The organism is Tamilnaduibacter salinus (assembly GCF_003096655.1).
Lineage (GTDB): Bacteria > Pseudomonadota > Gammaproteobacteria > Pseudomonadales > Oleiphilaceae > Tamilnaduibacter > Tamilnaduibacter salinus.
The window spans coordinates 153,442-178,826 of the sequence record NZ_QEKQ01000002.1; the positions used below are offsets into that span (position 1 = coordinate 153,442).

Here is a 25,385-nt window from a genome sequence, read left to right on the forward strand (position 1 = left end):
CCCCGCGCCATGTGACGGGCGTAGCCCGGCAGAACGGTTTTACCTTGATGGAGATGCTGATCGCTGTCGGTATTACGGCGTTGATCGGCATCGGCGTCTGGCAGATGGTCAATGGCGTCATCACGTCGCGGGACCGGGTGGATGCGGCGGCCGGCCAATTTGAAAGGCTGCAGAAAACCATGCTGCTGCTGGAACGGGATATTGGCCAGGTAGTGAACCGACCGGTGCGGGATATCTATGGCGACTGGCAGCCCGCCTTCAGTAGCCGGGAAGAGGCCTGGGAACTGGTCGTCACCCGACAGGGCTGGCGAAACCCGACCGGAGCGCGCCGCAGTCGGCTGCAGAGAGCCGCCTGGGAGTTCACGGGGGACGAGCTTCGCCGCCGCTACTGGCCCATGCTGGACCGGGGCCAGGACACCGAGGGCCGTGATCAGCTTTTGCTGGAAGGGGTCACGGATCTGGCAATCCGGTTCATGGATCGTCAGCGGAACTGGCGTGAGAACTGGCCTGCCGATCAGCGGACCGCTTCGGGTCAGTCCGGGGATGCGCCGGCCGACGCGCTGCCGCTGGGCGTCGAAGTGACGCTGACGCACGAGGATTTCGGTGAGATACGCCGTGTGTTCGTGCTGCCCGACTTTGACCGGAGTTCGGTTCAGTCGGCCATCGACATCGAGGCGGCGGCCCAGGCCGGGTCCGGTGAGGCGGCCAACCGCGGGAACACGGAGTCTGGCAATGGCGGCTCCTAATCAGCGTGGCGTTGCGCTTATCATGGTCCTGCTGGCCATGGCGCTGGTGGTGACACTGGTCGGTGGCATGACCCACCACCAGGCGCTGCGTGTCTATAAGGCCACTCACCAGATGGCGCGGATACAGGGTCAGGGCATCGCGTACGGGGCGGAAGCGTTTGCCAAGCAGATCCTGCGCCAGGACTATGACGAGGATCAGGAAGAAAACCTGTTCGTCGATAGTGCAGAGGAAGTCTGGGCCCAGTATTCCGCCGTCGTTCCGGTCGAGCAGGGCCGGGGTGTGGTTGAGGTCCAGATCAATGATCTCGGCGGTCGCCTGAATCTGAACAACCTGGTGGCGGCGACCGGTGAGGTCAACGAGCAGGCCCGGCAGCGGCTGGACCGGTTACTGACGCTGCTCGAGATTCAGAGCGTCCGCCCGGCAGGTGTGATCGACTGGATCGACAGCAACCGTCAAACGGTCAATGCATACGGGGCGGAAGACGGCGACTATCTGGTCATGGACCCGCCGTACCGGGCGGCGAACCAGCCGTTTGCCGATGTCTCGGAGCTGCGACTGATCGAGGGGATGACCGAGAAGGCCTATCAGGCGCTGGCCCCGTATGTGACGGCATTGCCGGTTTCCGGTACCGGCATTAATGTTAATATGGCGGCGCCTTTGCTGATTCAGTCATTGCACCCGAATCTGACGGCGTCCCAGGCAGAGTCGGTGGTCCAACAACGGGCGGATTCACCGTTCGAGAATATTGAAGAATTCATGGCACTGCCGGAATTCGCGGGGCTGGGGCTGAAGGCCGACGGGCTGGCCGTCCGCACCCGGTTTTTCGACGTCGCGTCCCGCGTGACGTACAACGACAACACGTATCGGCTGGTGACCCGGATGTATCGGGCTCAGGATGGCAGCTTTTCCGTTCTGGGACGTGATGAGGGGCAGCGGAATCTGATCACCAAAGAGCGCTTCTCCGTGTCCGGGGAGGGCTAGCGGGATCACCGGAACCGACTTCGCTCGTCCGGGTTGCGCCGGGGGAGTCTGACAAGGGATTTACCACGCATGTCATACCATCTGTTTGTCCGGCTCACATCCCGGGATCCGGAGGCCTTTCCAGACCCGGGCGACCGGCTCTACGACTGGGAGCTGGTCGATGCCTCCGGAGACAGCCAGCTGAACGGGGCCGGCGACACGCAACAGGCGATCGAGGATGAACTCGCCCGTAACAACCTGGACCAGGTCCGGCTGGTCGGACTCGTTCCCGGCGATGACGTCCTGCTGTGTTACGCCGATATTCCCGCCAAGCAGAGCCGCTTCATCCGTCAGGCATTGCCTTATGCGGTGGAGGAACAGTTGGCCCAGGACGTGGATAGCATGCACCTGGCGCTTGGCGGTCATACCGAACACGGCTACCGCGTTGCCGCAATCGACCACTCGCGAATGGCCGCTTGGCATACCCTTTTCAACGGTTGGGACGGTGCCCGCCTGGCCGCCATCTTTCCCGAACCGGCACTGCTTCCGCTGGGCGATCACGACTGGTGCCTGTGCCTGGACGGGAATCGGGTGCTGGCGCTGAGTCGTGAGGGACAGTGGTTTTCAATGGCGGTGGAAAACCTGCCGGTGCTGGCTCAGACGCTTGCGGTGCCCGATGAAGAACAGGTCAGCAGTACCGTATCGATTCGGTTGATTGGCATGGACGCGGCTCTGGCCGAGCATGATGCCAACGTCCGCGACCTGGAAGGCAATGACCGTCTGGCCATACAGAAGGAGGCCACCAGCGTTCCGCCGCTCCGCCTCATGGCCCAATCCTGGCTGGCGCACCATGGTGATGTAATCGATCTCTGCCAGGGTTCGTTTTCCAGTCGAGGAGGCTCACGGTCGCAGTGGCGTGTCTGGCGCCCAGCCGCCGTAATCGCGGCCGTCTGGTTCATCGCTCAGGTCGGCGTGGAGGTGGGTATGGGCTATTACCACCAGCAGCAGGCCGATCGACTCAACCAGCAGGCCATGGCCATCTATCGTGACGCCTTTCCCCAGGACCGTCGTGCGACACCGAACAATGTCCGGCGCATCCTGAAAGGTCAGTTCCGCCAGGCCGAGCAGAGTAGCGGTGGCACCGCTTTTCTGCCACTGCTTCGCCAGGCCGGTGCCGAATACGACCAGCTCGGTGGCGCCGAGGCGTTGCATTTTGGGTCGCTGAACTACAGCCGCCAGCGGGGTGAGTTGGTCATTGAGCTACGCGCGTCGAATTACGATCGCATGAGTCAGTTACGCAGCGCCCTCGCTCAGAAAGGGCTTAGCGCTGACATCGGTTCGGTGGTGAATGAAGACGACGGTACCCGTGGTCGTCTGACGGTGTCTGGAGGATGAGCATGCAGAAACTCAGTGAGCAACCACTGGTGCGGCACGCGGTGGCCCGGTTCGATCAGCTGCCAAAGCGGGATCAGCGGGCGCTTCAGGTGCTGGGTCTGGCTCTGGCGGTGTTTCTGGTCTATTTTCTGGTCTGGCGTCCTGCCGCGGCCTATCATGAGCAAGCCATCTCAAGTCGCGAGGCGGCAACCGAGCTACTGCGCTGGATGCGTGAGAATCGCGGTGAGATACAGGCGCTGGCCGCCTCTGGCGGGGGCGATGCTGCGTCTTCCGGGATCAGTGGCACCCGCGATCTGATGTCGACCGTCACCCGGAGTGCCGAACAGACCGGTCTGGCCCTGCAGCGCTTCGAGCCCAGTGGCGAAGGCCAGATGCGGGTGTGGCTGGAAGACGCCGATTTCAATCAGGTGGCCCGTTGGCTGGAAACGCTGAGTGCCGAATATGGCATTGTCATTGACCAGGCGGCAGTCGACCGGAACGATCAACCAGGGCTGGTCAGCGTGCGTCTGACCCTGACAACCGGATAATACGATGAAGGCAGAAGCCGATAACAGTGTGGCTGCCACACCCGAGGATGCGGTCGTGGTCCGGCTGGACCGCACGGCACTGAATGAGGCGAAAAGCGTTCTCTATCACGCCTATAGGCAGGAACCGACCTTTCAGTACCTGTTCGAGGACCGCCGTCCGGGTTACGATCAGCGCGTTCGCGCGACCATTCGGGAGCTGATCAGCCTGTACTTCGATCTCGATCAGGACGCCATTGGGCTGATGCGGGACGAAACGCTGGTGGCCGTAGCATTCGTCGGCGAGCCGGATCTGCGGCTTGATCTGGCGCACCGGTTTGCGTGGCGGCTTCGAATGATATTGACGGCCGGCTTTGCCTCGACCCGCCGGTACATTGATTACCATGAGCAGATCCGGGCCCGGCTTCCGGACCAGATGGTGCACCACCTCCCGCTGATGGGCGTCCACCCCAAGTACCAGAACCTGGGGTATGGTCGACTCATGCTCAAGGCGGTTGAGCGCCTGTGCGCGGACAATCCCAGAGGGCAGGGACTGGTGCTGGATACCGGCAACAGTCGCTATCTGCCTTTTTATGAATCTCTTGGGTTCGAGAGTCTGGGGGAAATCCAGCTCGGGAGCCTTCGTGAGTTCCTGCTTTACCGGGAAAATCTCAGCCCGATTGATTGACGGGCGTCTCCCGGCGACATCGATACCAAGCCATTAAGGAGTGATTGTGGCGGAAACATTCGATTTTGATCTGGTAGTGATTGGTGCCGGATCCGGAGGCGTGCGTCTGGCACGGCAATCCTCCCAGCGCGGCGCCCGTGTGGCAGTTGTTGAATCGCGCTATCTCGGCGGCACCTGCGTGAATGTGGGCTGTGTCCCGAAGAAACTGTTCGTCTACGGCTCCCATGTGGGCGAGGACATTGAAGACGGCGCCGGCTACGGCTGGTCCGTGCCCCAGGATCAGGTCCGGTTCGACTGGCCGACGCTGGTGGCCAACAAGAACGCGGAAATCCACCGTCTCAACGGCATCTATGGCAGGCTGCTGGAGAATGCCGGCGTGACGGTTTTCGAGGGAACCGCCTCCCTGGAGGACCCCCACACGATCCGGGTCGGGTCAAAGACGGTGACGAGCAAACACATCACCGTTGCAACCGGGACCTGGCCGGACATCCCGGACATTCCGGGCCGGGAGTGCGTCCTCAACTCGAACGATATGTTCTACCTGCCGCAGCTGCCGAAAGAAGCCGTGGTCTGGGGCGGTGGCTATATCGCCGTGGAGTTCGCCGGTATTCTGGCCGGTCTGGGGGTGAAAACCACACTCCTGTATCGCGGGGATCTGTTCCTGCGCGGGTTTGACCAGGACATCCGTGAATTCGTCGCCCAGGAAATGGCGAAGAAAGGCGTTGACCTGCGCTTCAACACCAACATTGAATCGGTCGAACCGGATGGCGCCCATTACAATGTGCGACTGACCGACGGCAGTGCCCTGAATACCGGTCTCGTGCTCGGTGCGACTGGGCGTAAGGCGCTGGTGGATGGCCTCGGTCTTGAGAATACCCGGGTTGCGTTCACAGACAGTGGCTTTATCCGGACGGATGACCACTTCCAGACGGATGAGCCATCCATTACCGCGCTGGGGGACGTGATCGGTACGCCGCAGCTGACCCCTGTGGCACTGAATCAGGCGATGGTGCTCTCACGCCGGCTGTTTGGCGACGGGCAAGGGGATATGGATTACAACGCGATTCCGACAGCGGTGTTCTGCCAGCCCAATATCGGTACAGTCGGACCGACCGAGGAAGCCGCCCGCGAACAGTATGGCCGCCTGCGGATCTACCGCACCGGGTTCCGGCCGATGAAGCACACCCTGTCCGGCCGGGATGAGCGGGCGATGATGAAGCTGATTGTTGACGATGCGTCGGATCGTGTTGTCGCGGCGCATTTCGTCGGCCCGGAAGTGGGCGAGATGCTGCAGGGCGTCGCTGTTGCTATCAAAAGCGGCGCCACCAAGGCCGACTTTGATGGCACGATCGGCATCCACCCCACCTCGGCGGAAGAGTTCGTCACCATGCGCGAGCCGGAAAGCGTCGGCTGACGCCGGTCCCTACCATCGAGCGGCAATGCCGGGGTCTTCGGCGTTGCTGCTCGACATCCCTCACTCCTCGACAAGCCAGCGGTCCACCATGGCCCGAAGACGGTCCTTGCGCACCGGTTTGGCCAGGTAATCGTTCATTCCCGCATGGCGGCACGCATTTTCGGTGCCCGGCAGGGCATCCGCCGTCAGGGCGATGATTGGCAATGGGTCGCGTTTCTGGGCGGTCTCCCAGGCACGGATGTAGCGTGTTGCTTCGTAGCCATCCATGACGGGCATATGGCAGTCCATGAGGACCAGGGAAAACTCGTGGGGGCTCTCCGTCACCATCGACACCGCGCGTTTACCATCGCCGGCACTGACCGTTTCAAAGCCGAGTTTTTTCAGCAGCGCTGAGGCCACCCGCTGATTCACCTCGTTGTCTTCGACGACCAGTGCCGTGAGACTGCGGTTGGAAGCCCGCTGTTGAGAGGGCTGATGGGTCGTGTCCCGGTCGTCTTCGGTGCCGCCGTCGGACCGCTCGAACGGAACTTCGAAGTAAAAGGCCGATCCGGTACCCGGCTCGCTGCTGACCTCCACGTGACCGCCCATCAGCTCAATGAGTCGCTGGACCAGTGCCAGCCCGATACCCGCACCGCCGAATGGCCGTGTTCCCGACGTATCCATCTGGGCAAAGCTATTGAAGATCTGGCCCACCTGCTCGGCGGGAATGCCGTCGCCGGAGTCCTGAATGCTGCATCCGAGCGCGAGTGCGGAATCGCTGATGGGGTGGTTGGTACAACGAACCCTGATCGCCCCGGCCTGGGTAAATTTGATGGCATTGTCCAACAAGCTGGAAATGATCTGTCGCAACCGGGCGGCGTCGCCGCGGACCTGATCGGAGTTGGGCCAGTCATCGGCAAACTCGACGTGGATCTCGAGCGCTTTCTGTTCGCACTCATGGCGATGGCTGGCAACGCAGTTGTTCACCAGCTCAGAGAGACGGAACGTCTGATGGCTCAGTGTCAGGGTGCCCCGGTCCGCCCGGGAGAAATCGAGGATGTTGTTGATCAGCGTCAGCAAGTCCTCGGTGGCCCGATGCGCGGTGATCATCTGCTCATGCTGACGATGGGAGAGGCTTTCCTCATTCATCAGCTGCAGCATCCCCAGAACCGCATTCAGCGGTGTGCGCAGCTCGTGACTCATCATGGCGAGAAACTGGGATTTGGCCTGGTTGGCCTGCTCGGCGCGCTCTCGCGCCTGTTCTGAACTGTCGAGCATCTTCTCGCGCGAATCCCTCAACTGCTGAAGGTGATAGGCAAGGGCGCCAATGTTCTGGTCCAGTTCCCGAATCTCCCACGATGAGTTCCCGCGTTCCAGCGGTCGAAGCTGGTACTGACCCTGGATCAACTCCCGGACGTTCTGGCTGAGCGTCCGGATGGGGTCGGAGATCCGCTGGGCGACGTGATGGATGATGAGCAGCGTCAGCAGGAGCACGGAGGTTGCGACCACCAGGGAGGTCAGGATGATCTCCAACCGCTGATCCACAAGGATCTGTTCTGAGACGGCGACAGTCACCTGGCCGACACGGACCGCCCCGGTGTCTGAGGCAAACCCGGTGCGGAACCAGTCGGCCTCGGGCCCTTCGCCATCGGAACCGACATCCAGCGGCCGCTGCAGCACATCGGCATGAAACAGGTAGTGCCCCTCGGGCGTTGTGGGTCGCCCGTCCTTGGACTCCCTGCCAAGCAGACGGTCTTCGTTGTCGGAGACCTGTACCCAGGCAATACGGTCATTGGTGAGCGTCCGCTCAAGAATGCGCTGAAGGGCATCGCGGTTTCCGGACACCACCGAGTACTCGACCGCGGGCGCCAGGTGATCGGCAATGACCTGCGTCGTGGAGAACAGGTCCCGGCGTGCGTCCTCAATCCGCGCTGAGGTAAAGAAGATGAGCAGGATCAGGAACATGACGACCGCTGGCACCATGCCGAGCCAGAGCAGTTGCCGGTTCAGTGTGGGTGGGCGCTTACTCATCGTCCACCGCCGTCGTCTGCGTCTGGCGAAGCGCTTTGATCACATCCGCCTTTTCCGGCAGGGGAATATTGAGCGAGCGCGCGACCTGCCGGTTATAGCGAATCAGAAAATCGTCCGGGTAGTCGGAGTCCCCCATACCCCCTTGCGCCCCCCATTCTCGAAGTCGTGTTGCAGCGATTCGGGCGTAGGTTTTCATGGAGGTATAAGTAGAGGCCAGTGCCCCGGCCCGCACGAAGGCCTTCTCCGGGCCAATCAGAATGCGGCTGTTGCGGTAGGTCGTCAGCAGTATTGGCTTGATCGTCTGGCGATTGTAGATCGCCGGGTCGGTGGTTCCGAGCAGAAAATCGCCGTACTGGAGTGCCCGGTTCAGAGTGGCGACGAGTCGGTCGGGCCCGCTAACGGTGAACACTTCCGCTTCCATGTCGTAGTGCCTGAGGCGTTCGAGGAGCCCTTCATACTGTCCGGCCCGGCCGCTCTGTGCCAGAACCGCAACGCGTGAACTCTGGGGCAGGATTTCACGGCCGAGCAGGGCCTGCCGGATGAGCGGCGGATTGCCGAAGATGGCGGTGAGCGGTCGGTCGGTCGTCTGGGCACGGCGCTCAAACTGTCGCCTGGTAAGCATCAGTGCGAGAACCGGGGCACTGGACGAGTGATCCAGGACGCGATCCAGTGCGTTTGCGTCCAGTGTCACGACCGGTTGGGCCGGAGAGTCGCTGGTCTGGTCCTCATCATACGGCCGGACCTCAAACCGCGTGCCAAGTCGCTGCTCCAGCAGCTTGAGGAAATACTGATTGAACGGTTCGTTGTCCGTGCCGACAAGATACACCGTGTGTGGCGCATTCGTTCCGGCATCGTCCATCGATTGCGCGACCGCCGGCCGAATGACTGCCGTTATCAGCAGAATGACCAGCAGTAGGGCGAGAATGGGATGCGCCCGGTCGATGTACCACAACAAGGCGTCATTGCCTCTGCGAGTGAAAACCATAATCCCTGTCTTCAGAACCGGAGACCAACCTCCGCAAAGAACTGGTTCCTGCCCCGGACGTTATTGTTCAGGCTCTGGGGCGGGCTGTCATGAATCTGGTGTTGCATGAGCAACGCCACATCAACGGTCTGATCCGGCCAGCGAAAGGTCTTTGACAGGCGGCCGTCGATTCTCTGGTAATCGCCGTTCCGGAACCGGTCCGTCATATAATAGGTGACTGCCGAGGAGATATCGAAGTCATAGCGTTGGATCCAGGCCAGTGACCCGGAGTGCTGGGCGGTCAGTCGACTCTCCTGTTCCACTGTACGTTGTGGATCAATCCCTGGACCGGTGTCACCAACAAACCGCCCATCCTGATCCATGTAGGCGTAAGTCAACCGGAACTTGGAATCCCGGAACTCAAGCGAGTTCTCAAGCTCAATCCCCTTCTGGTCGAGATCGACGCTGTTGTCGAGTGTCCACTCGTCCACGTTCAGTGTGCCGCTCAGCAGATTCCTCAGATCGTCATCAAAAAAACGGACCTCGGTCGAGAGCAGGCCTTCGCCCAGGCGGAACTGACCGAAGTAACTGATTTCACGGGACACGATCCGCTCTTCCCCGAGATTGCCGGCAGAGACATGCTCCGGGCCGAGCCGGGTCCCTTCGAGAGAGGAAAGTGCCGCTGGTTCCACATCATGGGCCCGATATCCCCAATCGGCATTCTGCTCAAAGGCATCAGGCGTTCGGACCGCTCTGGAATAGACAAAGCGCAGTGTCTGATTTCGCGCGATCTGGAGGTTAGCGGCCACTCTTGGAGAAAAGAAGGTGTCGTCAAGCACGCTGGTTCGCTCAAGGCTGCCACCGCTGTTGACCGTCAGCCAGGAAACGGGGGAATGCTCCAGATTGAAAAACAATCGTCCCTGGTACGTTCTTCCGCCGCCGTTGAAGAAGGTGTCGGATTCGTAGCCATCTTCCCGATACGTCCCTCCCGATACCAGACGGGTGTCGGGGGTAAAGGCGTAGGTGTCTTGGATCTGATATTCCGCACGGGATTCAGTTCGGTTCTGATCCGTGGTCGCTCTCAGAGCGAATTGAGGCGGCTCTATTGGTTTGTCGCAGATCTGTGAGCCGCTGGGGGCTGATGGATCGATGCACTGCTCGACCCGGACGCTCTGGAGTCGTTTATGGCGTTGATAGTTGACCTGGACATGGACCTGGTGTCGGGCACTGAATTCATGAGTCCATTTTGTCTGAAGATAATAGTCATCAACCTGAGTGTCGGGATCGGTAATGGCTCCGAATTCTTCGCCGATAATGTCTTTGTCTTCCTGATCGGTGCCATCAGTGACGCCTGCCCAGAACTCAACGGAATTGGAGGGGGTGACCCACCATACGGAGTCAAAGCTGGCGAACTGGTACCGATAACTGTCATGGAAGTCCGATGGCCCCGGGGGTTCGGCCTCGTAATCAAACCCGTCGTCATCGCGCCGCTGAAAGCTGAGGTGGTACTGGAAATCACCGCGGCCGGCGCCGACTGAGGCGTAGATATCCCGGTGATTATCGGACCCGTACCCAACGTTGACGTGTGCGCCCTGAGCGGAGTCGGGGCTCTTGGTGATGATATTGATCGTGCCAAGAAACGCGTTGATGCCGTAGGCGGCGGCATTCGGGCCGCGGCTGATTTCGATGCGCTGGATGTCTTCCAGGGCGACTGGCATCGCATGCCAGTCCACGTCGGCGAGGCTGGGCTTATAGGCCGTCCGGCCATCAATGAGGACCTGCAGCCGCCGTTGGTCGTAGGCGACCGTCCCATGATAGCTGACCACCGGTTTGTTGCTCCCGACATAGCCCACCGTCATGCCCGGAACAAGACGGAAGATCTCCCATAGATCCACCACGCCGAGCTGACGAATCAGGTCGCCCTGTATGACCGTCGTGGCCCCTGGGACGCGGGATTTGGGTTGCCGGAGCCGTGCGGTGGATAACACTTCCGGCATGGGCCGCTCCATCACGAATTCCCCCTCCGTGCCAGCCACGGATGACGGCGCAGGTGGAAGCGTGTCGGTCGGGTCGTCGGGGGGAGCGGTGGCTGCGTGAGTGGCAGTGACAGCGAAGAGCAGGCTGGTGGTGACGGTGTACGGGAAGCAGTCTTTCATCATCGTCAGTTATACTGTGGGATAGTGGAGCCTCAGGTTCTGGAACGATGTCCAGCGATCTGAGCGCTTCGTCGGACTGGCCCTTATCCGGGTAACGCGCCACATTCTATGAAAGCGTGGCAAAAAAATCCTGTCCCCGCGAACCGACAGCGGGGTGAAACGGAGACGAGCACGATATGACCTGTTGGGAGGTTCTGGGCATCGACCCCACGAACGACCGTACCGCCATCGACCAAGCCTACCAGTCCCAGAAGAAATTCGCCTCCGGTGACGACCTGGAAAGACTGGATGCGGCTTATCGGGAAGCCACAGGTGAGGGCAGCCGTTCCGAGCCGGGCCCGTCCGCCGCACCGGATACCGCGGCCTCGCAGGCATCTGAACGGCGTCCGGCCACGCCGGCCGGCCTGGATGCCCGTGAGGCTCAGGTCAAGCGGGAAGTGGTTCTGCAACTGGAGGCGATGCTCAATGACCGCGTTCGCATGCAGGATGTCGGTATCTGGCGAGCGATCCTGACAGACCCGCCCGCTGACCGGGATGCGATCCGGGAAGCACTTAGCAACGAACTCTACCCACGACTCTATCCACTGATTGAAAAGCGTGAGTTAGCGCCGCCTGTTCTTCATTTCCTGTCGGAATGGTTTGGCTGGGAAGAGCTTGAACAGGCCGCCGGCGAGGAACGGCGGGGCGTTCCGGACCCGATGGCAGGCCCCTCTGGATACCGTGACGTCTCGCCGGAGGAAGACTCAGACGAGTCGCAACGGCCGACATTGCCGAGCTTCTGGCCGGCCATTGTTGGCTGGATTGTTGGTCTGATCGTTCTCACCAGCCTGTTCAGTCAGATTACCGGCTCTTGACCCTGTAACGATTGCAGGGTTTACAACCTGCGGAAACGGATCGTTACGGAGGGTTGTTCATGAGTCATTCCCATACCCATCACCACCATCATCACAGCCCGGTGGAGGGCAACCGGAACCGGGCCTTTGCGATCGGCATTGTCCTGAACACGGCATTCGTGGTGGTGGAAGTGGTGTATGGCATCCTGGCCGACTCCATGGCACTGCTGGCCGATGCCGGGCACAACCTGAGTGATGTGCTCGGACTGGTCCTGGCGTGGGGCGCGGCCTGGCTGGCAGGCCGCCAGGCGACCAAGTACCGCACCTATGGCATGCGCAAGACCACGATTCTGGCAGCCCTGCTGAACGCACTGATCCTGATGGTGGCCATCGGCGGGATTGGCTGGGAATCGGTCCGGCGCCTTATGGACCCGGCGCCCGTGGCCGGTCAGACCGTCATTATCGTGGCACTGATCGGCACGGCCATTAACGCGGCGACGATGATGCTGTTCATGGCGGGCCAGAAGGAGGACCTCAATATCCGGGGGGCATTCCTTCACATGGCAGCGGACGCCGGCGTGTCACTCGGTGTGGCGGTTGGCGGCGCGCTCATCCTCTGGACGGGCTGGCTCTGGATTGACCCGATTCTGAGCCTTGTGATCGTTCTGGTGATCTTCATGGGGACCTGGGGGCTGTTCCGCGAATCCCTCAACCTGAGCCTGGATGGGGTGCCCAGTGGCATCGACCCGGATGACGTCAAGGCGCATCTGGAGGGCATGACGGGAGTGGAGGGGGTTCACCATCTCCACATCTGGGCTATGAGCACCACGGAAAACGCACTGACGGCCCATGTGGTCAAGCCCGACCCGGACGATGATGATGCCTTCGCGCAGACCATCCACGACCGCATGCGGCGCGAGTTTGGCATCGGGCATGTCACCATCCAGTGGGAGCGCGATACCCGGCAGTGCCCCGATGTCTGACTCAACCGGTCGGCATTGATCTCAGCCGGCCGGGCGCATTGGCCCGGGACTCGGACTCGGGAGTTGGAATCACCATCGGATAGCCTTCGGGGAGTGCTTCGACACGGCAGGTCAGTCCATAGACGTCCCTCAGCGTGTCAGGCACGAGGACCTCGCCTGGCGTCCCTTCAGCAACGACCCGCCCGGACTGGAGCAGCATCAAACGGTCGGCAAACTGCGACGCCAGATTCAGGTCGTGAACGGCCACGAGCAATGCCACTCCAGGGGCGGCAAGCTGCTTCAGCTCCCTGAAAATAAGCTGTTGATGCGCCGGGTCCAGAGCCGATGAGCATTCGTCCAGCAACAGAAGGTGCGGGGCAGGGCGCTCCCAGATCTGGGCCAGGACCCGCGCCAGCTGAACGCGCTGTTGTTCGCCGCCCGAGAGCGTGGGAACGAGACGGTCGGCAAACCGGGCGATGTCCAGTCGTGCCATCAGCTCACCGATGATCCGCTGACGGTTTTCGGCGCTTTCCCGGGGGCGACCCAGTGCGATCACCTCCCGGGTGGTCATGGGAAACTGCAGGTCCACCTTCTGGGGCATGACGGCGCGATGCCTGGCTATGTCTGCCCGGCGCCAGTCTCTCATCGCCCGCCCCGCGAAACGGACCCGGTCCGGTGGCACATCGATCTCGCCGGCGAGGGCCCGGATCAGCGTTGACTTTCCAGCACCATTCGGGCCGAGGAGGGCAACCAGCTCACCCGGTCGAAGCGTGAATGACAGGTCTTCGACGATCGGGTGCCCCCCAAGGCAAATGGCGATACTGTGCGTTTCGAGAATCGCGGGCTGCGGTTGCAGTGGTGTCAGGTTGTCAGGCATATCATGCAAACCGATGACGCATCAGGAGGAACAGGAAAAAGGGTCCGCCGAGCAGTGCCATCACCAGACCGATCGGCAGCTCCGCCGGGGCGACAACCACTCTTGCCAGGCAGTCCGCAAGAACAAGGAGCGCGCTTCCGCCCAGCGCACACGCCGGGAGCAGCAACCGATGTCCGGCGCCAAACAGCTGTCGAAGCAGGTGCGGCACGACGAGCCCGACAAACCCGATCAGACCAGTCACCGCCACAGCAGCGCCGACGCCCAGGGCCGCCAGCAAAACGGCACCCCGTTTGACCCAGTTGGTGGAGTAGCCCAAGTGTCCGGCAACGGGCTCGCCCATGAGAAAGGCATCCAACGGCCGAGCCAGCAGCGGCGCGATCAACAATGTTGCCACCATCCAGGGGCCCGCCACCCAGAGGTCCGCCCAACGGGCGTGGGCGAGACTGCCCATGCTCCAGAAGGTCAGTGAGCGCAGGGCGCTGTCGTCCGCGTAGTAGGTCAGCAGGCCGGTACCCGCGCCGGCAATGGCATTGATTGCGATTCCGGCCAGTAGCAGCAGCGCGACGCTGGTCTGCCCCTGTTGATGGGCGATCTTCCAGGCAATCAGCGTCGTCATGGTGCCCCCGGCAAACGCGGCGAGTGGCAGCGCCCATTGCCCGGCAAACTGAGACCAGCCCGCCAGCCCCGACCCGCCGAGGACGATCACGGCAACAGCGGCGAGCGCCGCGCCGCTGGAGACGCCGATGAGTCCCGGGTCCGCGAGCGGATTGCGGAACAGCCCCTGCAGCAGCGCGCCGGACACCGCAAGAACGGCACCGGTGAGCGCGCCAAGAAGCAGGCGGGGGACACGAACATCAAGAACCACAAAGCGTGCTGTCGTGTCGTCGGAGAAGCCCCGCAGGGCCATATCAATGATCTGCCCAACGGCGACGGGATAGGCGCCGCTCGACAATGACAGTATTGACGCGACGACGAGCGCGATCGCCAGCCCGCCATAACCCACCGGGGGTGAGAGTCGCGTCACGCTGTCAGTGTGCATGGGCCGTTGCCTCCCGTTCCGGCACAACCGACGCCAATGCCGCCATCGCATCCGCCAGTCGCGGCCCGAATCCAAGCAGGAACATGGCGTTTTCCGTCAGGTGCTGCCCTGACTGCCACGCGGGCAGGCGCGTCAGCGCCGGCCATTCCTTCGGTTTGAATTGCCCCGGGCTTGCTTCGGCAATGATCACCGCATCCGGCGCCGCGGCCAGAAAGGACTCACGGCTCGCCGGTTTGTAACCGCTGACATGGTCGAGGGCGTTTGTCAGACCGAGTGATTCCAACAATGCATTGGCCGCTGTGTTCTTGCCCGCCAGCATGACGCCGTGATTACCAGCCGCAAGCAGTACCAGCACGCGGGCCGACTGCTTTGAGGCCATCTGGTTGCGAATCCGTTGGATGTCCTCAGAAAGGCGCTGCGCCAGAGTGGCGGCCTGATCGGACCGGTCGACCAGCGCACCAACCCGTCGGATGCGCCGGATCGTCTGCTTTGGCGTTCGGGCCACAGGCAGTTGAGTCACATCCACCCCGGCCTTTTCGACGCGCTCGAGGGTCTTCTCTGGCCCGGCCTCTTCGGTCGTGATCAGGTGGGTCGGTTCCAGTGACAGGATTCCCTCGAGTGGCAGGGCGCGGAGATAGCCCACCCTTGGCAGATCATCGACAACATCCGGCGGATGGTGGCTTGTCGTATCGACGCCAACGAGTTGCTCCGATGCCCCCAGCGCCACAATGGTTTCTGTGATCGCGCCATCCGCGCTGATCACCCGAGGCGCCGTCTGCGCCACCGTTGCGATTGCCCAGAGAATGAGCAGGGCAGTGGTGCGGTGGATTCGATTCAGACGCATGGCGAATCCTCCAGTGCCGACAGTTGCTGTTGCCAAAGCGGATCTTCCGGCTGGCCGGGCTTGCGGGCACCGAAGACGGTCAGCACCAGAACACCGTCAGCATCATAGGCTTCGAGCGAGGAGACGGCCCCATCGCTGGTTGGCCGCCGGACCCGCCACCATTGTGTGATCCCGGACAGGTCCACGTGCAGGTTGAAACCGGGGTCGAGGATGTTGATCCAGTCCCCCATCGGAACCACGTGCTCCACCGGTCCGGTGTGAATCTGAACGATGCCCCGGTTGCCGACAAACGTCATGATCGGGCAGGCCGCTTCACAGACCTGGTGCAGCAATTGGGTCAGCGGGGATTCGCCTTCAGCGGAGTGGTCCAGTCGCAGGGCGTGCTCATCCCCCATCAGCTCCAGTGCGGTCAGTCGGTCACAGTCGTGTCGCTTGAGCATCGCGTTGAAGTGATGGACATCCTTGAGCGTACGCCATTCGGTGCGGAGCGATTCCGCATCGACCACCCCGGCGTCCGCCCGTTTCAGGCGTTCCGGCGCCGTAGCGATCGGGGTGGGGGACGTCTCCGGGGCGGTAAACCGACCCACCAGTGAGTCCCAGGCGTCACCGTTCGTGCGACCGGTCCGGTAGATCTTCTGGATGGCGACGCCATAGGCGTCGAAGAACTGCAGGCTCTCCCGGCGTCCGGATCGGACATGCTCAATCACCCGATAGCCGAACTGCCAGTGGCGGAAGAACACCCGGACATCGATCTCGCCTACCGCAAGTCCCATGGCGCCAGAGCCGCTTGTGCGAAACTCCCCAAAGGTTCCGGTCACTTCATGCACGACCGCATCGTTGCGGGCGAGGATCATGACCTCGCCAACGGTGTGCATCTCTGCCATCAATGCCGGGAAATCCGGTCGCAGTGGCTGAGCGGGCTCCACGGGCCGGGCCCGGACCAACGCCAACTCGCTGACGCCGAGCTGCCGGGCGGCCTCGCGAATACGCAGCCGCGGTTGAGACTCGAGAAGGCGCGACCAGTCCTGAAGAAGATCGGTCCCGCCTTTCGGCGGGACCTGTTGCATTGCCTCTGACATGGTCACTGCTCCGCCCCCAGGTCCACTTCCACCCACCGGACACGGGGATGACCGCTGGTGCCGGCATCGTTGTAGTAACTGATGACCTGCAGGGCGTAGACCGTTGACTGGTCATCCGTTGTGTCCGTGTCAATCAGGTAGACGCGGTAGTTCGGCCAAAGCTGATGCTGGCCCTGAAGGTTGTAGGCGTACCAGGACGAATCCGAAAAAACGCCGCCCGTTGTGTCCGCGCTGTAGTGCGTGGAGATATCGCCGCCTCCCGGAGTGGTGGTCGCGCTCGTGTAGGTGCTGATCTCGCTCCATGCCATGGGGCCGAATACACCGCCGTCGCCATCGCCGGAAACGCCGCTGTTACTACGCAGATAGAGACTGCGGCCCTGGACGCCGACCTTAAGGTCCCAGTTGGCCGTGTCGCAGCCCGTTGTGCTCTTTCCGTTGAAATCAAAGCAGACTTCGCCGCCGCTGGCCGGAATGTTGCCAGCGAAAGAGGCTGACTGTGTGAACTGGCTTGCGCCGGACGGCTGCACGTCAAAGTCGATGGCAAAATCCACATCGCCGTCGGCGGATGGGTAATCAAACTGGTTGACCCGCATTCGCGCGTAACTATCGCTCTCGCCGGCCCGAAGCAGCCAGCCGTTGTCTGAGTTGGCCGATACCGTATGCGTCTGGAAATCGTAGGTGTACCAGGCGTCACCGAACTCGGTGACCACCGCATCACTGGTCCATGACGACGGTTCGCTCATGGAGGCCATAAGGTGCTCGCTCTCGGAGTCGGCCGTTGCGTTCAAAAAGACGCTGGCGTTTGCCGATCCGTCGTCGTTATAGAAGTCCGCCTGTTCCGCCGCCACGGCACCGGCGACATTTCCGGGTCCGGTGTTGCCGCCATTGAGCTTGATGTCGTTCCGCTGGAACGCAAGATGCCAGTCGGTTGATGCTGACGCTTCGGCGGCGGTCAGGTTCAGCGTGCTGCCTGTGTTCAGGTTCAAGTAGATCGATTCGTTGTGATCGCTGGCATCCACCTGCTGACTGGAAACCTCGCGCTGTTGCTGATCGCCGCTGTTGTTTCCGTCTCCGGAGGCGTTGGTGTTGCCGTCATCGTTGGAGACCGTATTGTCGCTGCCGCCACCGCAACCGGCGAGAAGCAGGGCTGAAATGGCAATTGAAAGGGTGGTTCGGGTCATCATGAGAAAGTCCTTCTTTCTTGGGTGATGTCAGGGGGTCGGACCGAAGCTCAGCGTCAGGCCGGCATAGAAGAACCGACCGGACACCGGGCCAAAGTCGTTGTTGTCGTTGAAGTTGCGCTGCTCATCAGTGAGGTTGTCGACCCCAGTGAAAAGGGTGAGGTGATCGCCAATCGATTGATTGAGCTTGATATCGGCGGTGGTGAAGCCCGGCGACTCCGCGCCACTCTCCTGATCGACAAGCTCCGAGCTCTGAGCGCGCATCCGCGCCAGCCAGGAGAGGCCGGGAACCGGGGTCCCGCCGGTCAGTGAGAGGGTGCCATGATGCCGGGGGCGCCTGGTTAACCGCTGACCGGAGTCCAGATCCTCCGTCTCCAGGTAGGTGTAACCGGCGGACAGTTTCCAGTCCCCGCTGAACTGCCAGCCCATTGTGGTTTCAACGCCGCGGGTACGGGCACGGTCGACATTGGCGTACTCAAAGACCTGGACACCGTTCTCGGTGGCGGAGGGATCGCTTTCGGTCTGGATGAGCTGATCGATGTTGTTAAGAAAGGCGTTGACCTCGAACCAGGCTTCCTTGCGGTAGTTCAGCCCCCACCCAAGTTGGTAGCTGTCCGATTCCTCCGGTTGCAGGTCCGGGTTGCCCCGAACGACATACCCCAGCTCACTGTGGTCAAACCGGTAATGGCGTTCCTTGAGGTTTGGTACGCGATAACCGACGCCCCATCCGCCCCGCAGATAAACGCCAATATCCGGGCCATCAACCAGTTCATAGCGACCATTCAGCTTTGGCGCGACGTGATTGCCGAAATCCGAGTCCCGCTGCGCGCGAACGCCAGCGACCAACTCGCTGTGCTCGGTGGCGAACCAGGTGGCCTGAAGCCAGCCCTCCCGGGTGTTGCGGGTAAATGTGCCGTCTCCTGACAGCTCACTCACGCCATCCTTGTACTGCTCAAGACTGGCGCGGGACAGGTCGGTTCCAATCTGGACCTGGTGGCGGTCGAAGGGCTGGAACTGGGTCCAGCCTGACGCCCGTGAGACGGTATGGGTCGACTCACGATGGTCGAATCGACCGAGCGGCGTGAACTTGCTGGTCGTGTCGTCCAGTGTTTCGTGAACCAGGCGCCAGTGCCATTGCGGACCGCTTTCCGGCTGATGGTCACCGAGCAGGGTGCCACGCCAGCGTTCGGCCAGTTCGTCCTTGCCGGCATTCACCGGGTTGCCGGGCCGGGCCAGGACATACCGTGATCCCGCCTCCTCGCGGAAGTAACGGAGCTGGGCCGTCACCTGATGGCCATCACCGGGATGCCATTCAAGGCGGTTGGTGAGATGTGACCGCTCCACGGCGTCACCGGGGCGGGCCCAGTTGTCGGGCTCCGGGTCGATCCCATCCGTCTCCTGCCGCGCCGCCGAGAGCCGCCAGCGCCAGTGACTTCCGCCCAGCGATACCGCGGCGCGCGCATTGCGTTTTGCAACATCGTTGGGATCGCCACTGGGGTTCTGATCACGGTAGGTGCCGCCGTCGAGCGTCAGCGATCCCACCACGCCTTCGGGGATCGGGCGGGTAATGATATTCACGACCCCACCCATGCCCGCACTGCCGTACTGGGCCGATACCGCGCCCTTAACGATCTCGATGCGTTCGATTGCCAGCGTGTTCAGTTGGCTGACATCCATGGATGACCCGGTCGTTGCGGTCATCGGCAGGCCATCGATCAGCACCAGTACGCGGTCCGCGTTCAGGCCCTGGAGCCAGATTTCGTAACCGGATTTCCCGTGAACCCGTCGAAGGAGGAGGCCAGGGACATTCTCAAGGGCCTCTTTGACGGTCTTGGCGTGGGTTTTCCGAATCTCCTCGCCGGAGACGACTTCGGTGCGGACCGGCGTATCGCTGACCTTTCTTGGCGTGCGTGTTCCGGTCACCACGAGTTCATCGAGGGGGAGGCTGGCCTGTTGTTGCTGGGAGGGCTGAGACGGGGCGGCGGCACTGAGGGGGCTCAGGGACAATACCAACAGAACCGTACCAGCACCGACGATCAGATTTTGGCCCGATGGCGTCATCGGAATCTCCCTTCCACCCAATACGAATGCGAGAGATTATCATTCCAGTTCGCTCTGAAGTCAACAGGGCCGAAAAAAGGGGTTATGCGGACCACAGAGTGATAAAAGAGGAGGAAATGAAAAAGCCAGCCCGGATGAGCGGCCTTTGGGGTAGTGACTTGGGGTGATCAGGGCGCCAGAGACACCTGGGATGCTCTCTCCCGATAGGCCATGAAAAAGATCAGCAGCCCGGCGACCGCCGTCGCCGCGCCGACATAACCGGTAAACTGCCAGCCCAGCCCGGCGGTGATCGCCATGCCGCCTAGCCAGGGGCCGATCGCATTGGCGACGTTGAACGCGGCGTGATGGGAGGCGGCGGCGAGGGTCTGGGCGTCATTGGCCACGTCCATCAGCCGGGTCTGGAGTGCCGGTCCAAGCGCAACCATCTGGGCGATCAGAAAGCAGATAATCAGCGTGGTCCAGATGGACTCGGTTGCGAAGGGGAACAGGGCGAGCATCACGGCGGCCCAGAGCAGTAACAGTCCGACGCTGCGGAACTGGAAGCGATCGAAGAGCCAGCCGCCCAGGATGTTGCCGAAGAACCCGCCCAGGCCAAACACCGCCATCGCGATGGGGATCCAGCTCGGATTGACTTCAGTCTTGTTCAAAAGAGTCGGCGCCAGATAGCTGAGAATACAGAACATTCCGGAGAATCCGATGGCGCCGATCGCGAGCGCATACCAGACCTGGGACCGATTGAACGCTTTCAGCTCCCGGAGCGGACTGTTACGGGGCTCGTCCCGGTTCAGCGGCAGAAAAACGACGATCAACGCGACCGTCACCAACGCCACGACGCCGACAAACCCGAAGGAATAGCGCCAGTCGAGAGACTGACCGAGGACTGTGGCGAGCGGGTTGCCGATCATGAGCGCCAGCGTCAGCCCGATCATGACCCGACTGACGGCCTTGCCCCGCTGATGGGGCGGCACCAGTGACGCGGCGACAAGAGCGGCCACGCCGAAATAGGCGCCGTGGGGCAGGCCGGCGATGAAGCGGAATACGAGCAGGCTGTCATAGCCCGGAGCCAACGCGCTGGCGAGATTGCCGACGGCGTAGAAGCCCATCAGCAGTATCAACAGGTGTCGCCGGAAGAAACGGGCACCGAGCACGGCCAGAATCGGCGCGCCCACCACCACGCCCAGGGCATAGGCGCTGATCAGGTGCCCGACCTGGGGTTCGGAGACGCCGAGGTCGCGCGAGACGTTCGGCATCAGGCCCATGATCGCGAATTCGCCGGTGCCGATGCCGAATCCGCCCATGGCCAGGGCGAATTCGATCAAGAGAATCCGAAATCGGGACAGTTGAGACACGGACGATGTGCCGGGCGACATAGACAAGCGCACTCCCTGATCGCTTTCGTTAGCGTGCGACATTAACGAGTGCCGGCCGACGCTGAAAATAGGCGATTCTGCTCATGGCCAACCGGAATACCGGAGGGTGGCCCGGCTCAACGAAGCGCGGAAGAGACGGTCCCCGGCGATGTCCTCAACGCCGTGTTGAGAACGCGATGGCGTCGGCCCGGGTCCATCATGTTAAAGCCAAAAGCCCGCAGATCGGCCGGCCCCGGCTCAAGGCGGATTACCCGTTTGCCGGCACGTTCCAGCAGTGCCACTTCCCGGTCGACGATCGCCGTCATATACCGGCGGACGCCGCGCTCGATCTGAATCAGCGGTGACGCGGACCGGTCCAGTGTCCTGGATGCCATCGGCGCGAGGATGATGACGTCCTCCACGTCGGCGTCCACCAGAATATCGGCGGAGGTCGGGGACGCCACGCCACCGTCGATGTAGCGTCGCCCGTTCAGGGTCAGGGGTGGGCACCAGGCGGGCACGCCGTAAGACGCACACACCGCATCGCTCATCGGGATGGATGGCGCGTCGGGATGACCGAATGCCACCCGGTTTCCGCGATCGGTATCCACCGCCATGAGCCAGGTGGCCGGATGGGTTACCCAGCGCTCGCCGTTTGTGGCGCGGTCAATCAGACGTCGAAACGGCGTCATGTCGAGACGACCGCGCGGCATCAACCCGCTCAGTGCCGTGAGTGGTGACACCTGACGACGGAGGCCTTTGCGCACCAGACCAGGGCCCGTCGTGCCAATGCCGGGTAACGGCGGCAGGGCGCCGCCACTGTCCCGGTCGTGATCCCACCCGCAGCGGGTCCGGTGCTCCTGACAGGCGAGCAGTTGGTCCACTCGCGTGCCACTGCCCAGCAGAGCCGCGAGAACCGCGCCGGCAGAGGTGCCAATGAGAACGTCCGCATCACGGGCATCCCAGTCCAGTTGGCGTTCCAGTTGGTGGAGTGTGGCAATGGACCAGGCGGCACCAGCGACGCCACCACAGCCCAGAACCAATGCCCGGCGGGGTGTTTGTTTATCAGACATCATGAGAAGACCGGTTCGGTGGCCGGGGTCAGGGTGTAGTTGGCGGCGTCGAAACGCTTGAGCATCCGCTTCATTTCGAGGGTGCTCCAGGGGAAGCCCACGCTGTTGACGCCGTTCCGGTCCAGGTAGTAACTGGAGCAGCCACCGGTATTCCAGACGGTGCCCTGGAGATCTTTCTGGACCTTTCGGTTGTAGCGCGTCTGGGCGTTCGCCGTCACTTCCACCCGTTGGAGCTGCTGGTCACGCATGGTTCTGAGGGTACTGAGGATGTAGTCGATCTGTGCTTCGATCACGATAAAGGCGGAGTTGTGACCGATACCGAGATTAGGCCCGAGTACCATGAACGCGTTGGGCAACCCGTGGATGGTGGTGCCGCGGTAGGCTTCCATCCGGTTCTGCCACATCTGGCTAAGTGACTGCCCCTGATCATTGAAAATGCGCTCGGCAATGGGGGGTTCGGTGACAAAAAAACCGGTTCCGAGGATAATCGTGTCCGCCTCGCATTCGCTGCCATCCTGCCCGACAAGGGTGTTGCCGTGCACCGCCTTCAGCCCGGTATTCAACAGGGCCACATTGTCTTCGTTGAGGGCGGGATAGTAGTGGTTGCTCATCAGCACCCGCTTGCAGCCCAGGGTATAGTCCGGGGTCAGCTTGCGGCGCAGGGCCGGGTCCTTGATGGTCAGGCGGATATGGGCCTCGCCCAGCTTCTGGATCTGCCGGAGCAGGGCTGGACGACGAAAGCCCACGCCAAAGCTCTCAAAGCCGCCGTAGAGCATGTGGCGCCATGCATTGAGGGTGAAGGGCAGCTTAAAAAAGCGTTCCTCGACCTTGGGGATCGGGTGGTCTGGCTTGGGCAGCACCCACTGGGGCGTGCGCTGGAAAAGGGTCAGCTTTGAAACACGGGGCTGAATCTCCGGAACGAACTGAATCGCGGAGGCGCCGGTGCCCACCACGGCGACGCGCTCACCCGACAGGTCATGGTGATGATCCCAGCGTGAGGAGTGGAAGAGCGTGCCGTTGAATTCGTCCAGACCGGGGATATCGGGCACGACCGGTTCATGGAGATACCCCGAGCAGGCCACGATTGTCCGCGCAAGGTAGAGCCGGTCGCCGGTCCGCACCTCCCATCGCTTCTGCGCTTCGACCCACTGTGCCTTTTCGACGGCTTCGTTGAACCGGATATAACCAGGAATGCCACGGCTTTCTGCCACCTCGCGGACATACGACAGAATCTCGTCCTGACCCGCAAACGCCCGGCTCCAGTCCGGCTTCTGGGCGAAGGAGTAGGAATACAGGGCAGACGGCACGTCACAGGCACATCCCGGATAGGTGTTGTCCCGCCAGGTACCGCCCAGATCGCCCGCTTTCTCCAGGATGGTAAAGTTGGTGATGCCCGCTTCCTGAAGGCGAATACCCAGTCCAATGCCGCTGATTCCGGCGCCAATCACGAGGACATCGTAAAGGTGGGGGGTGCGGTGTGCTGTCATTGTGTGATCCCTTCGCTTTTGGGGTGATGTCTGATCGCCTGCCAGCAGGCATCCCGGGCGGTCAGCAGGTCCGAATCACCAATCGTGAGATAGCCCTGGGCCTCGGCTTTGAAAATGCCAACAAAACCTCCCCAGAAGAGGGCGATGGCAATGTCTGCGCGAAGCTGGGGGTTGAGGAGCCCGTTCTGCTGGCCCTGAAGAATCATCATGCCCATGGGCACGAGCAGTGATCGCTCGATCTGCCAGCTGTCGTTGTCCAGGTAGGCATGGTGGTCCTGCATTTCCAGAAACCGGAATGCGGCCGGGTTCTGTCGGGCAAAGCCGGTGAGACGATCCCAGAGTTCATTGAAGAGGGCCCGGGACGGCTCATTCAGGTCGACGCCGTCTGTCAGGTGATCCTTCAGGCGCTGTTTGGTATCGCGAAAGACAGCGTTCACCAGCGCTTCCTTGTTCTCGAAATAGCGATAGAGCGTGCCGACCCCGACGCCTGCCTTGCGGGCAATCGGCGGCACCGGCGTCCCGTGCAGACCATGTTCCGCGAACACCTCAAGCGCCGCCTTAATGATTCGGTCCGGTTTGTTGTCTTCGTTCCTCAGGTGCTGCGGCGCCGGCATAAAACGACTCGGGTCCGGAATGAATGTTCATTCAGGTTGCCGCAGCCCAACCCCGGGAGGAATGTCATAACGGGTCAGTATGAGTGAGGAGGCGCGGATTGGCCGTCAGGACGCCGTACCGGCGTCACTTGGCAAAGGACGGCTCAACGGCGCCTTCCTATACTGAAGCGGCTATGGCCCGATGTTCGGATGATTGAACAGTCCGGTTCGCGGTTTGAAATGAGGTGCAACAACAGTTGCCCGCAATAGGAGTTGGCTCATGCCCGTTGATCCCCGAGGCAAAACGATTGTTCTGACCGGAGCGTCTTCCGGTATCGGCGAGGTGGCGGCACACCAGCTTGCGAGACAGGGCGCAAGGTTATGTCTGGTGGCCCGTCGCGAGACGGAATTGAGGCGCGTGCGGCAATCCATCCGGAAAGAGGGCGGCGAGGTCTGGACCTATCCGGCGGACCTGACTGACGAGGACAGTCTCAACGCCTGCGCCGATGCGATCCTGGCCGATCACGACCGGGTTGACGTACTGGTCAACAATGCCGCTCATTCGATCCGTCGGCCGATTACCAAAGCCCTGGACCGCCTCCACGATTACCAGCGCACCATCAACATCAACTACATCGCGGCCGTTGGTCTGACGCTTCGGCTGCTGCCTCGCATGCTGGAGCAGGGCGATGGTCAGGTGGTGAACATCTCCACCCTGTCGTCCCAGGTTCCGATCCCGCTGTTTTCCGCCTACCTGGGGAGCAAAGCGGCGCTGGAGTCTTTCTCCCGCTCGCTGCTGGCCGAAACGGCCCACCGTGGCATCGCCGTCAGCATTGTCTATTACCCGATGGTGCGTACGCCCATGTCCTCCCGTACGAGCATTTATCAGCACATGCCCATGATGAACGTGGCGTCGGCCGCGGGGTGGATCGTCAAGGCCATTCGTACCCGGCAGGCCCGTGTGGGAAGCCCGCTGGGGGTGGCCGGGAGCATCGCACTATCGGCCGCGCCGGGGCCAATCACCCGCCTGACTCAGCCGTTGTTCCGTCAGATGGACAAGCGGTTGGCACGTCGCCAGTCCCGCTCGGATCGTTGAGGTTCTGATAGGCTTCAGAAGCGTTTGCCCACAGTTATTGGCGTCAATGTCGCGGTCAGCCACCCGGCGTATGA

The 25,385-nt window shown here is 61.9% G+C and carries 22 protein-coding genes; 9 read left to right on the forward strand and 13 right to left on the reverse strand.

The features are described 5' to 3' along the window. Window positions 1-11: 11 nt before the first annotated feature. From gspJ to gorA, 6 genes are all read left to right on the forward strand, one after another. Window positions 12-746, forward strand: coding sequence for a type II secretion system minor pseudopilin GspJ (gene gspJ / locus C8D92_RS03330; protein ID WP_279338311.1), 735 nt, complete (start codon window positions 12-14; stop codon window positions 744-746). Next, window positions 733-1,728, forward strand: a complete 996-nt coding sequence (gene gspK / locus C8D92_RS03335) for a type II secretion system minor pseudopilin GspK (protein ID WP_165819223.1) — start codon at window positions 733-735, stop codon at window positions 1,726-1,728. The genes gspJ and gspK overlap by 14 nt, the downstream gene beginning before the upstream one ends. Before the next feature lie 69 nt (window positions 1,729-1,797). Beyond that, the gene (gene gspL / locus C8D92_RS03340) at window positions 1,798-3,102 is read left to right on the forward strand and encodes a type II secretion system protein GspL (protein ID WP_095611328.1); all 1,305 of its coding nucleotides are present in this window, start codon (window positions 1,798-1,800) and stop codon (window positions 3,100-3,102) included. A 2-nt stretch (window positions 3,103-3,104) separates the two neighbouring features. Further along, window positions 3,105-3,629: a type II secretion system protein GspM gene (gene gspM, locus C8D92_RS03345; RefSeq protein ID WP_095611329.1), complete on the forward strand. Its 525-nt coding sequence runs from the start codon at window positions 3,105-3,107 to the stop codon at window positions 3,627-3,629. Between the two features lie 4 nt (window positions 3,630-3,633). Continuing rightward, window positions 3,634-4,293, forward strand: coding sequence for a GNAT family N-acetyltransferase (locus C8D92_RS03350; protein ID WP_116918389.1), 660 nt, complete (start codon window positions 3,634-3,636; stop codon window positions 4,291-4,293). Between the two features lie 46 nt (window positions 4,294-4,339). Next, window positions 4,340-5,707, forward strand: coding sequence for a glutathione-disulfide reductase (gene gorA, locus C8D92_RS03355; RefSeq protein ID WP_116918390.1), 1,368 nt, complete (start codon window positions 4,340-4,342; stop codon window positions 5,705-5,707). Between the two features lie 60 nt (window positions 5,708-5,767). Here gorA and C8D92_RS03360 read toward each other — a convergent pair whose 3' ends face one another. Genes C8D92_RS03360 through C8D92_RS03370 form a run of 3 tightly spaced genes read right to left on the reverse strand, consistent with a single transcriptional unit; the run spans window position 5,768 to window position 10,840 of the window. Then, window positions 5,768-7,717 (reverse strand): ATP-binding protein, encoded by a 1,950-nt coding sequence (locus C8D92_RS03360; protein ID WP_095611332.1) that lies wholly within the window; start codon window positions 7,715-7,717, stop codon window positions 5,768-5,770. Continuing rightward, a complete protein-coding gene (locus C8D92_RS03365; RefSeq protein ID WP_133243099.1) occupies window positions 7,710-8,702 on the reverse strand; it encodes an ABC transporter substrate-binding protein in 993 nt (330 codons plus the stop codon). The genes C8D92_RS03360 and C8D92_RS03365 overlap by 8 nt, the downstream gene beginning before the upstream one ends. 11 nt (window positions 8,703-8,713) lie before the next feature. After that, complete coding sequence (locus C8D92_RS03370) at window positions 8,714-10,840, reverse strand: TonB-dependent receptor plug domain-containing protein (protein ID WP_116918391.1); 2,127 nt, start codon at window positions 10,838-10,840, stop codon at window positions 8,714-8,716. A gap of 173 nt (window positions 10,841-11,013) precedes the next feature. On the opposite strand from C8D92_RS03370, the gene C8D92_RS03375 reads away from it, so the two are divergent. Together C8D92_RS03375 and C8D92_RS03380 are read left to right on the forward strand one after the other, a co-directional pair. Beyond that, entirely contained in the window at window positions 11,014-11,691 is a 678-nt protein-coding gene (locus C8D92_RS03375) for a J domain-containing protein (protein ID WP_116918392.1), read from the forward strand. 59 nt (window positions 11,692-11,750) lie between these two features. Next, the gene (locus tag C8D92_RS03380; protein ID WP_116918393.1) at window positions 11,751-12,653 is read left to right on the forward strand and encodes a cation diffusion facilitator family transporter; all 903 of its coding nucleotides are present in this window, start codon (window positions 11,751-11,753) and stop codon (window positions 12,651-12,653) included. 1 nt (window position 12,654) lies between these two features. On the opposite strand, the gene C8D92_RS03385 is transcribed toward C8D92_RS03380, so the two are convergent. The 10 genes from C8D92_RS03385 to C8D92_RS03430 all read right to left on the reverse strand — a co-directional run bounded on the left by C8D92_RS03385 (window position 12,655) and on the right by C8D92_RS03430 (window position 24,236). Then, complete coding sequence (locus C8D92_RS03385; RefSeq protein ID WP_116918394.1) at window positions 12,655-13,509, reverse strand: heme ABC transporter ATP-binding protein; 855 nt, start codon at window positions 13,507-13,509, stop codon at window positions 12,655-12,657. A 1-nt stretch (window position 13,510) separates the two neighbouring features. Beyond that, window positions 13,511-14,548: a FecCD family ABC transporter permease gene (locus C8D92_RS03390; RefSeq protein WP_095611338.1), complete on the reverse strand. Its 1,038-nt coding sequence runs from the start codon at window positions 14,546-14,548 to the stop codon at window positions 13,511-13,513. Further along, window positions 14,538-15,392, reverse strand: a complete 855-nt coding sequence (locus C8D92_RS03395; RefSeq protein ID WP_116918395.1) for a heme/hemin ABC transporter substrate-binding protein — start codon at window positions 15,390-15,392, stop codon at window positions 14,538-14,540. Before C8D92_RS03395 ends, C8D92_RS03390 begins: the two co-directional genes overlap by 11 nt. After that, window positions 15,383-16,471 (reverse strand): hemin-degrading factor, encoded by a 1,089-nt coding sequence (locus C8D92_RS03400; RefSeq protein WP_243402334.1) that lies wholly within the window; start codon window positions 16,469-16,471, stop codon window positions 15,383-15,385. The genes C8D92_RS03395 and C8D92_RS03400 overlap by 10 nt, the downstream gene beginning before the upstream one ends. Window positions 16,472-16,473: 2 nt before the next feature. Continuing rightward, complete coding sequence (locus C8D92_RS03405; RefSeq protein ID WP_243402335.1) at window positions 16,474-17,655, reverse strand: HmuY family protein; 1,182 nt, start codon at window positions 17,653-17,655, stop codon at window positions 16,474-16,476. 27 nt (window positions 17,656-17,682) lie between these two features. Further along, window positions 17,683-19,713: a TonB-dependent receptor plug domain-containing protein gene (locus C8D92_RS03410; protein ID WP_116918396.1), complete on the reverse strand. Its 2,031-nt coding sequence runs from the start codon at window positions 19,711-19,713 to the stop codon at window positions 17,683-17,685. 167 nt (window positions 19,714-19,880) lie between these two features. Continuing rightward, a complete protein-coding gene (locus C8D92_RS03415; RefSeq protein WP_243402336.1) occupies window positions 19,881-21,083 on the reverse strand; it encodes an MFS transporter in 1,203 nt (400 codons plus the stop codon). A gap of 116 nt (window positions 21,084-21,199) precedes the next feature. After that, window positions 21,200-22,138, reverse strand: coding sequence for a patatin-like phospholipase family protein (locus C8D92_RS03420; RefSeq protein ID WP_116918397.1), 939 nt, complete (start codon window positions 22,136-22,138; stop codon window positions 21,200-21,202). Then, complete coding sequence (locus C8D92_RS03425; protein ID WP_116918398.1) at window positions 22,135-23,622, reverse strand: flavin-containing monooxygenase; 1,488 nt, start codon at window positions 23,620-23,622, stop codon at window positions 22,135-22,137. Before C8D92_RS03425 ends, C8D92_RS03420 begins: the two co-directional genes overlap by 4 nt. Next, window positions 23,619-24,236, reverse strand: coding sequence for a TetR/AcrR family transcriptional regulator (locus C8D92_RS03430; protein WP_116918399.1), 618 nt, complete (start codon window positions 24,234-24,236; stop codon window positions 23,619-23,621). The genes C8D92_RS03425 and C8D92_RS03430 overlap by 4 nt, the downstream gene beginning before the upstream one ends. 259 nt (window positions 24,237-24,495) lie before the next feature. On the opposite strand from C8D92_RS03430, the gene C8D92_RS03435 reads away from it, so the two are divergent. After that, a complete protein-coding gene (locus C8D92_RS03435) occupies window positions 24,496-25,311 on the forward strand; it encodes an SDR family NAD(P)-dependent oxidoreductase (protein WP_116918400.1) in 816 nt (271 codons plus the stop codon). Window positions 25,312-25,385 lie beyond the last annotated feature (74 nt).

Bases quoted from the DNA above. Each gene is read 5' to 3' on its own strand.
- C8D92_RS03375 (WP_116918392.1), top strand. From the start codon at position 11,014: ATGACCTGTTGGGAGGTTCTGGGCATCGACCCCACGAACGACCGTACC.
- C8D92_RS03425 (WP_116918398.1), bottom strand. From the start codon at position 23,622: ATGACAGCACACCGCACCCCCCACCTTTACGATGTCCTCGTGATTGGC.
- C8D92_RS03420 (WP_116918397.1), bottom strand. From the start codon at position 22,138: ATGATGTCTGATAAACAAACACCCCGCCGGGCATTGGTTCTGGGCTGT.
- C8D92_RS03435 (WP_116918400.1), top strand. From the start codon at position 24,496: ATGCCCGTTGATCCCCGAGGCAAAACGATTGTTCTGACCGGAGCGTCT.
- gspL (WP_095611328.1), top strand. From the start codon at position 1,798: ATGTCATACCATCTGTTTGTCCGGCTCACATCCCGGGATCCGGAGGCC.
- C8D92_RS03385 (WP_116918394.1), bottom strand. From the start codon at position 13,509: ATGCCTGACAACCTGACACCACTGCAACCGCAGCCCGCGATTCTCGAA.
- gspK (WP_165819223.1), top strand. From the start codon at position 733: ATGGCGGCTCCTAATCAGCGTGGCGTTGCGCTTATCATGGTCCTGCTG.
- C8D92_RS03360 (WP_095611332.1), bottom strand. From the start codon at position 7,717: ATGAGTAAGCGCCCACCCACACTGAACCGGCAACTGCTCTGGCTCGGC.
- C8D92_RS03400 (WP_243402334.1), bottom strand. From the start codon at position 16,471: ATGTCAGAGGCAATGCAACAGGTCCCGCCGAAAGGCGGGACCGATCTT.
- C8D92_RS03405 (WP_243402335.1), bottom strand. From the start codon at position 17,655: ATGATGACCCGAACCACCCTTTCAATTGCCATTTCAGCCCTGCTTCTC.
- C8D92_RS03415 (WP_243402336.1), bottom strand. From the start codon at position 21,083: ATGTCGCCCGGCACATCGTCCGTGTCTCAACTGTCCCGATTTCGGATT.
- C8D92_RS03430 (WP_116918399.1), bottom strand. From the start codon at position 24,236: ATGCCGGCGCCGCAGCACCTGAGGAACGAAGACAACAAACCGGACCGA.
- C8D92_RS03380 (WP_116918393.1), top strand. From the start codon at position 11,751: ATGAGTCATTCCCATACCCATCACCACCATCATCACAGCCCGGTGGAG.
- C8D92_RS03395 (WP_116918395.1), bottom strand. From the start codon at position 15,392: ATGCGTCTGAATCGAATCCACCGCACCACTGCCCTGCTCATTCTCTGG.
- C8D92_RS03370 (WP_116918391.1), bottom strand. From the start codon at position 10,840: ATGATGAAAGACTGCTTCCCGTACACCGTCACCACCAGCCTGCTCTTC.
- gspM (WP_095611329.1), top strand. From the start codon at position 3,105: ATGCAGAAACTCAGTGAGCAACCACTGGTGCGGCACGCGGTGGCCCGG.
- C8D92_RS03410 (WP_116918396.1), bottom strand. From the start codon at position 19,713: ATGACGCCATCGGGCCAAAATCTGATCGTCGGTGCTGGTACGGTTCTG.
- C8D92_RS03350 (WP_116918389.1), top strand. From the start codon at position 3,634: ATGAAGGCAGAAGCCGATAACAGTGTGGCTGCCACACCCGAGGATGCG.
- C8D92_RS03365 (WP_133243099.1), bottom strand. From the start codon at position 8,702: ATGGTTTTCACTCGCAGAGGCAATGACGCCTTGTTGTGGTACATCGAC.
- C8D92_RS03390 (WP_095611338.1), bottom strand. From the start codon at position 14,548: ATGCACACTGACAGCGTGACGCGACTCTCACCCCCGGTGGGTTATGGC.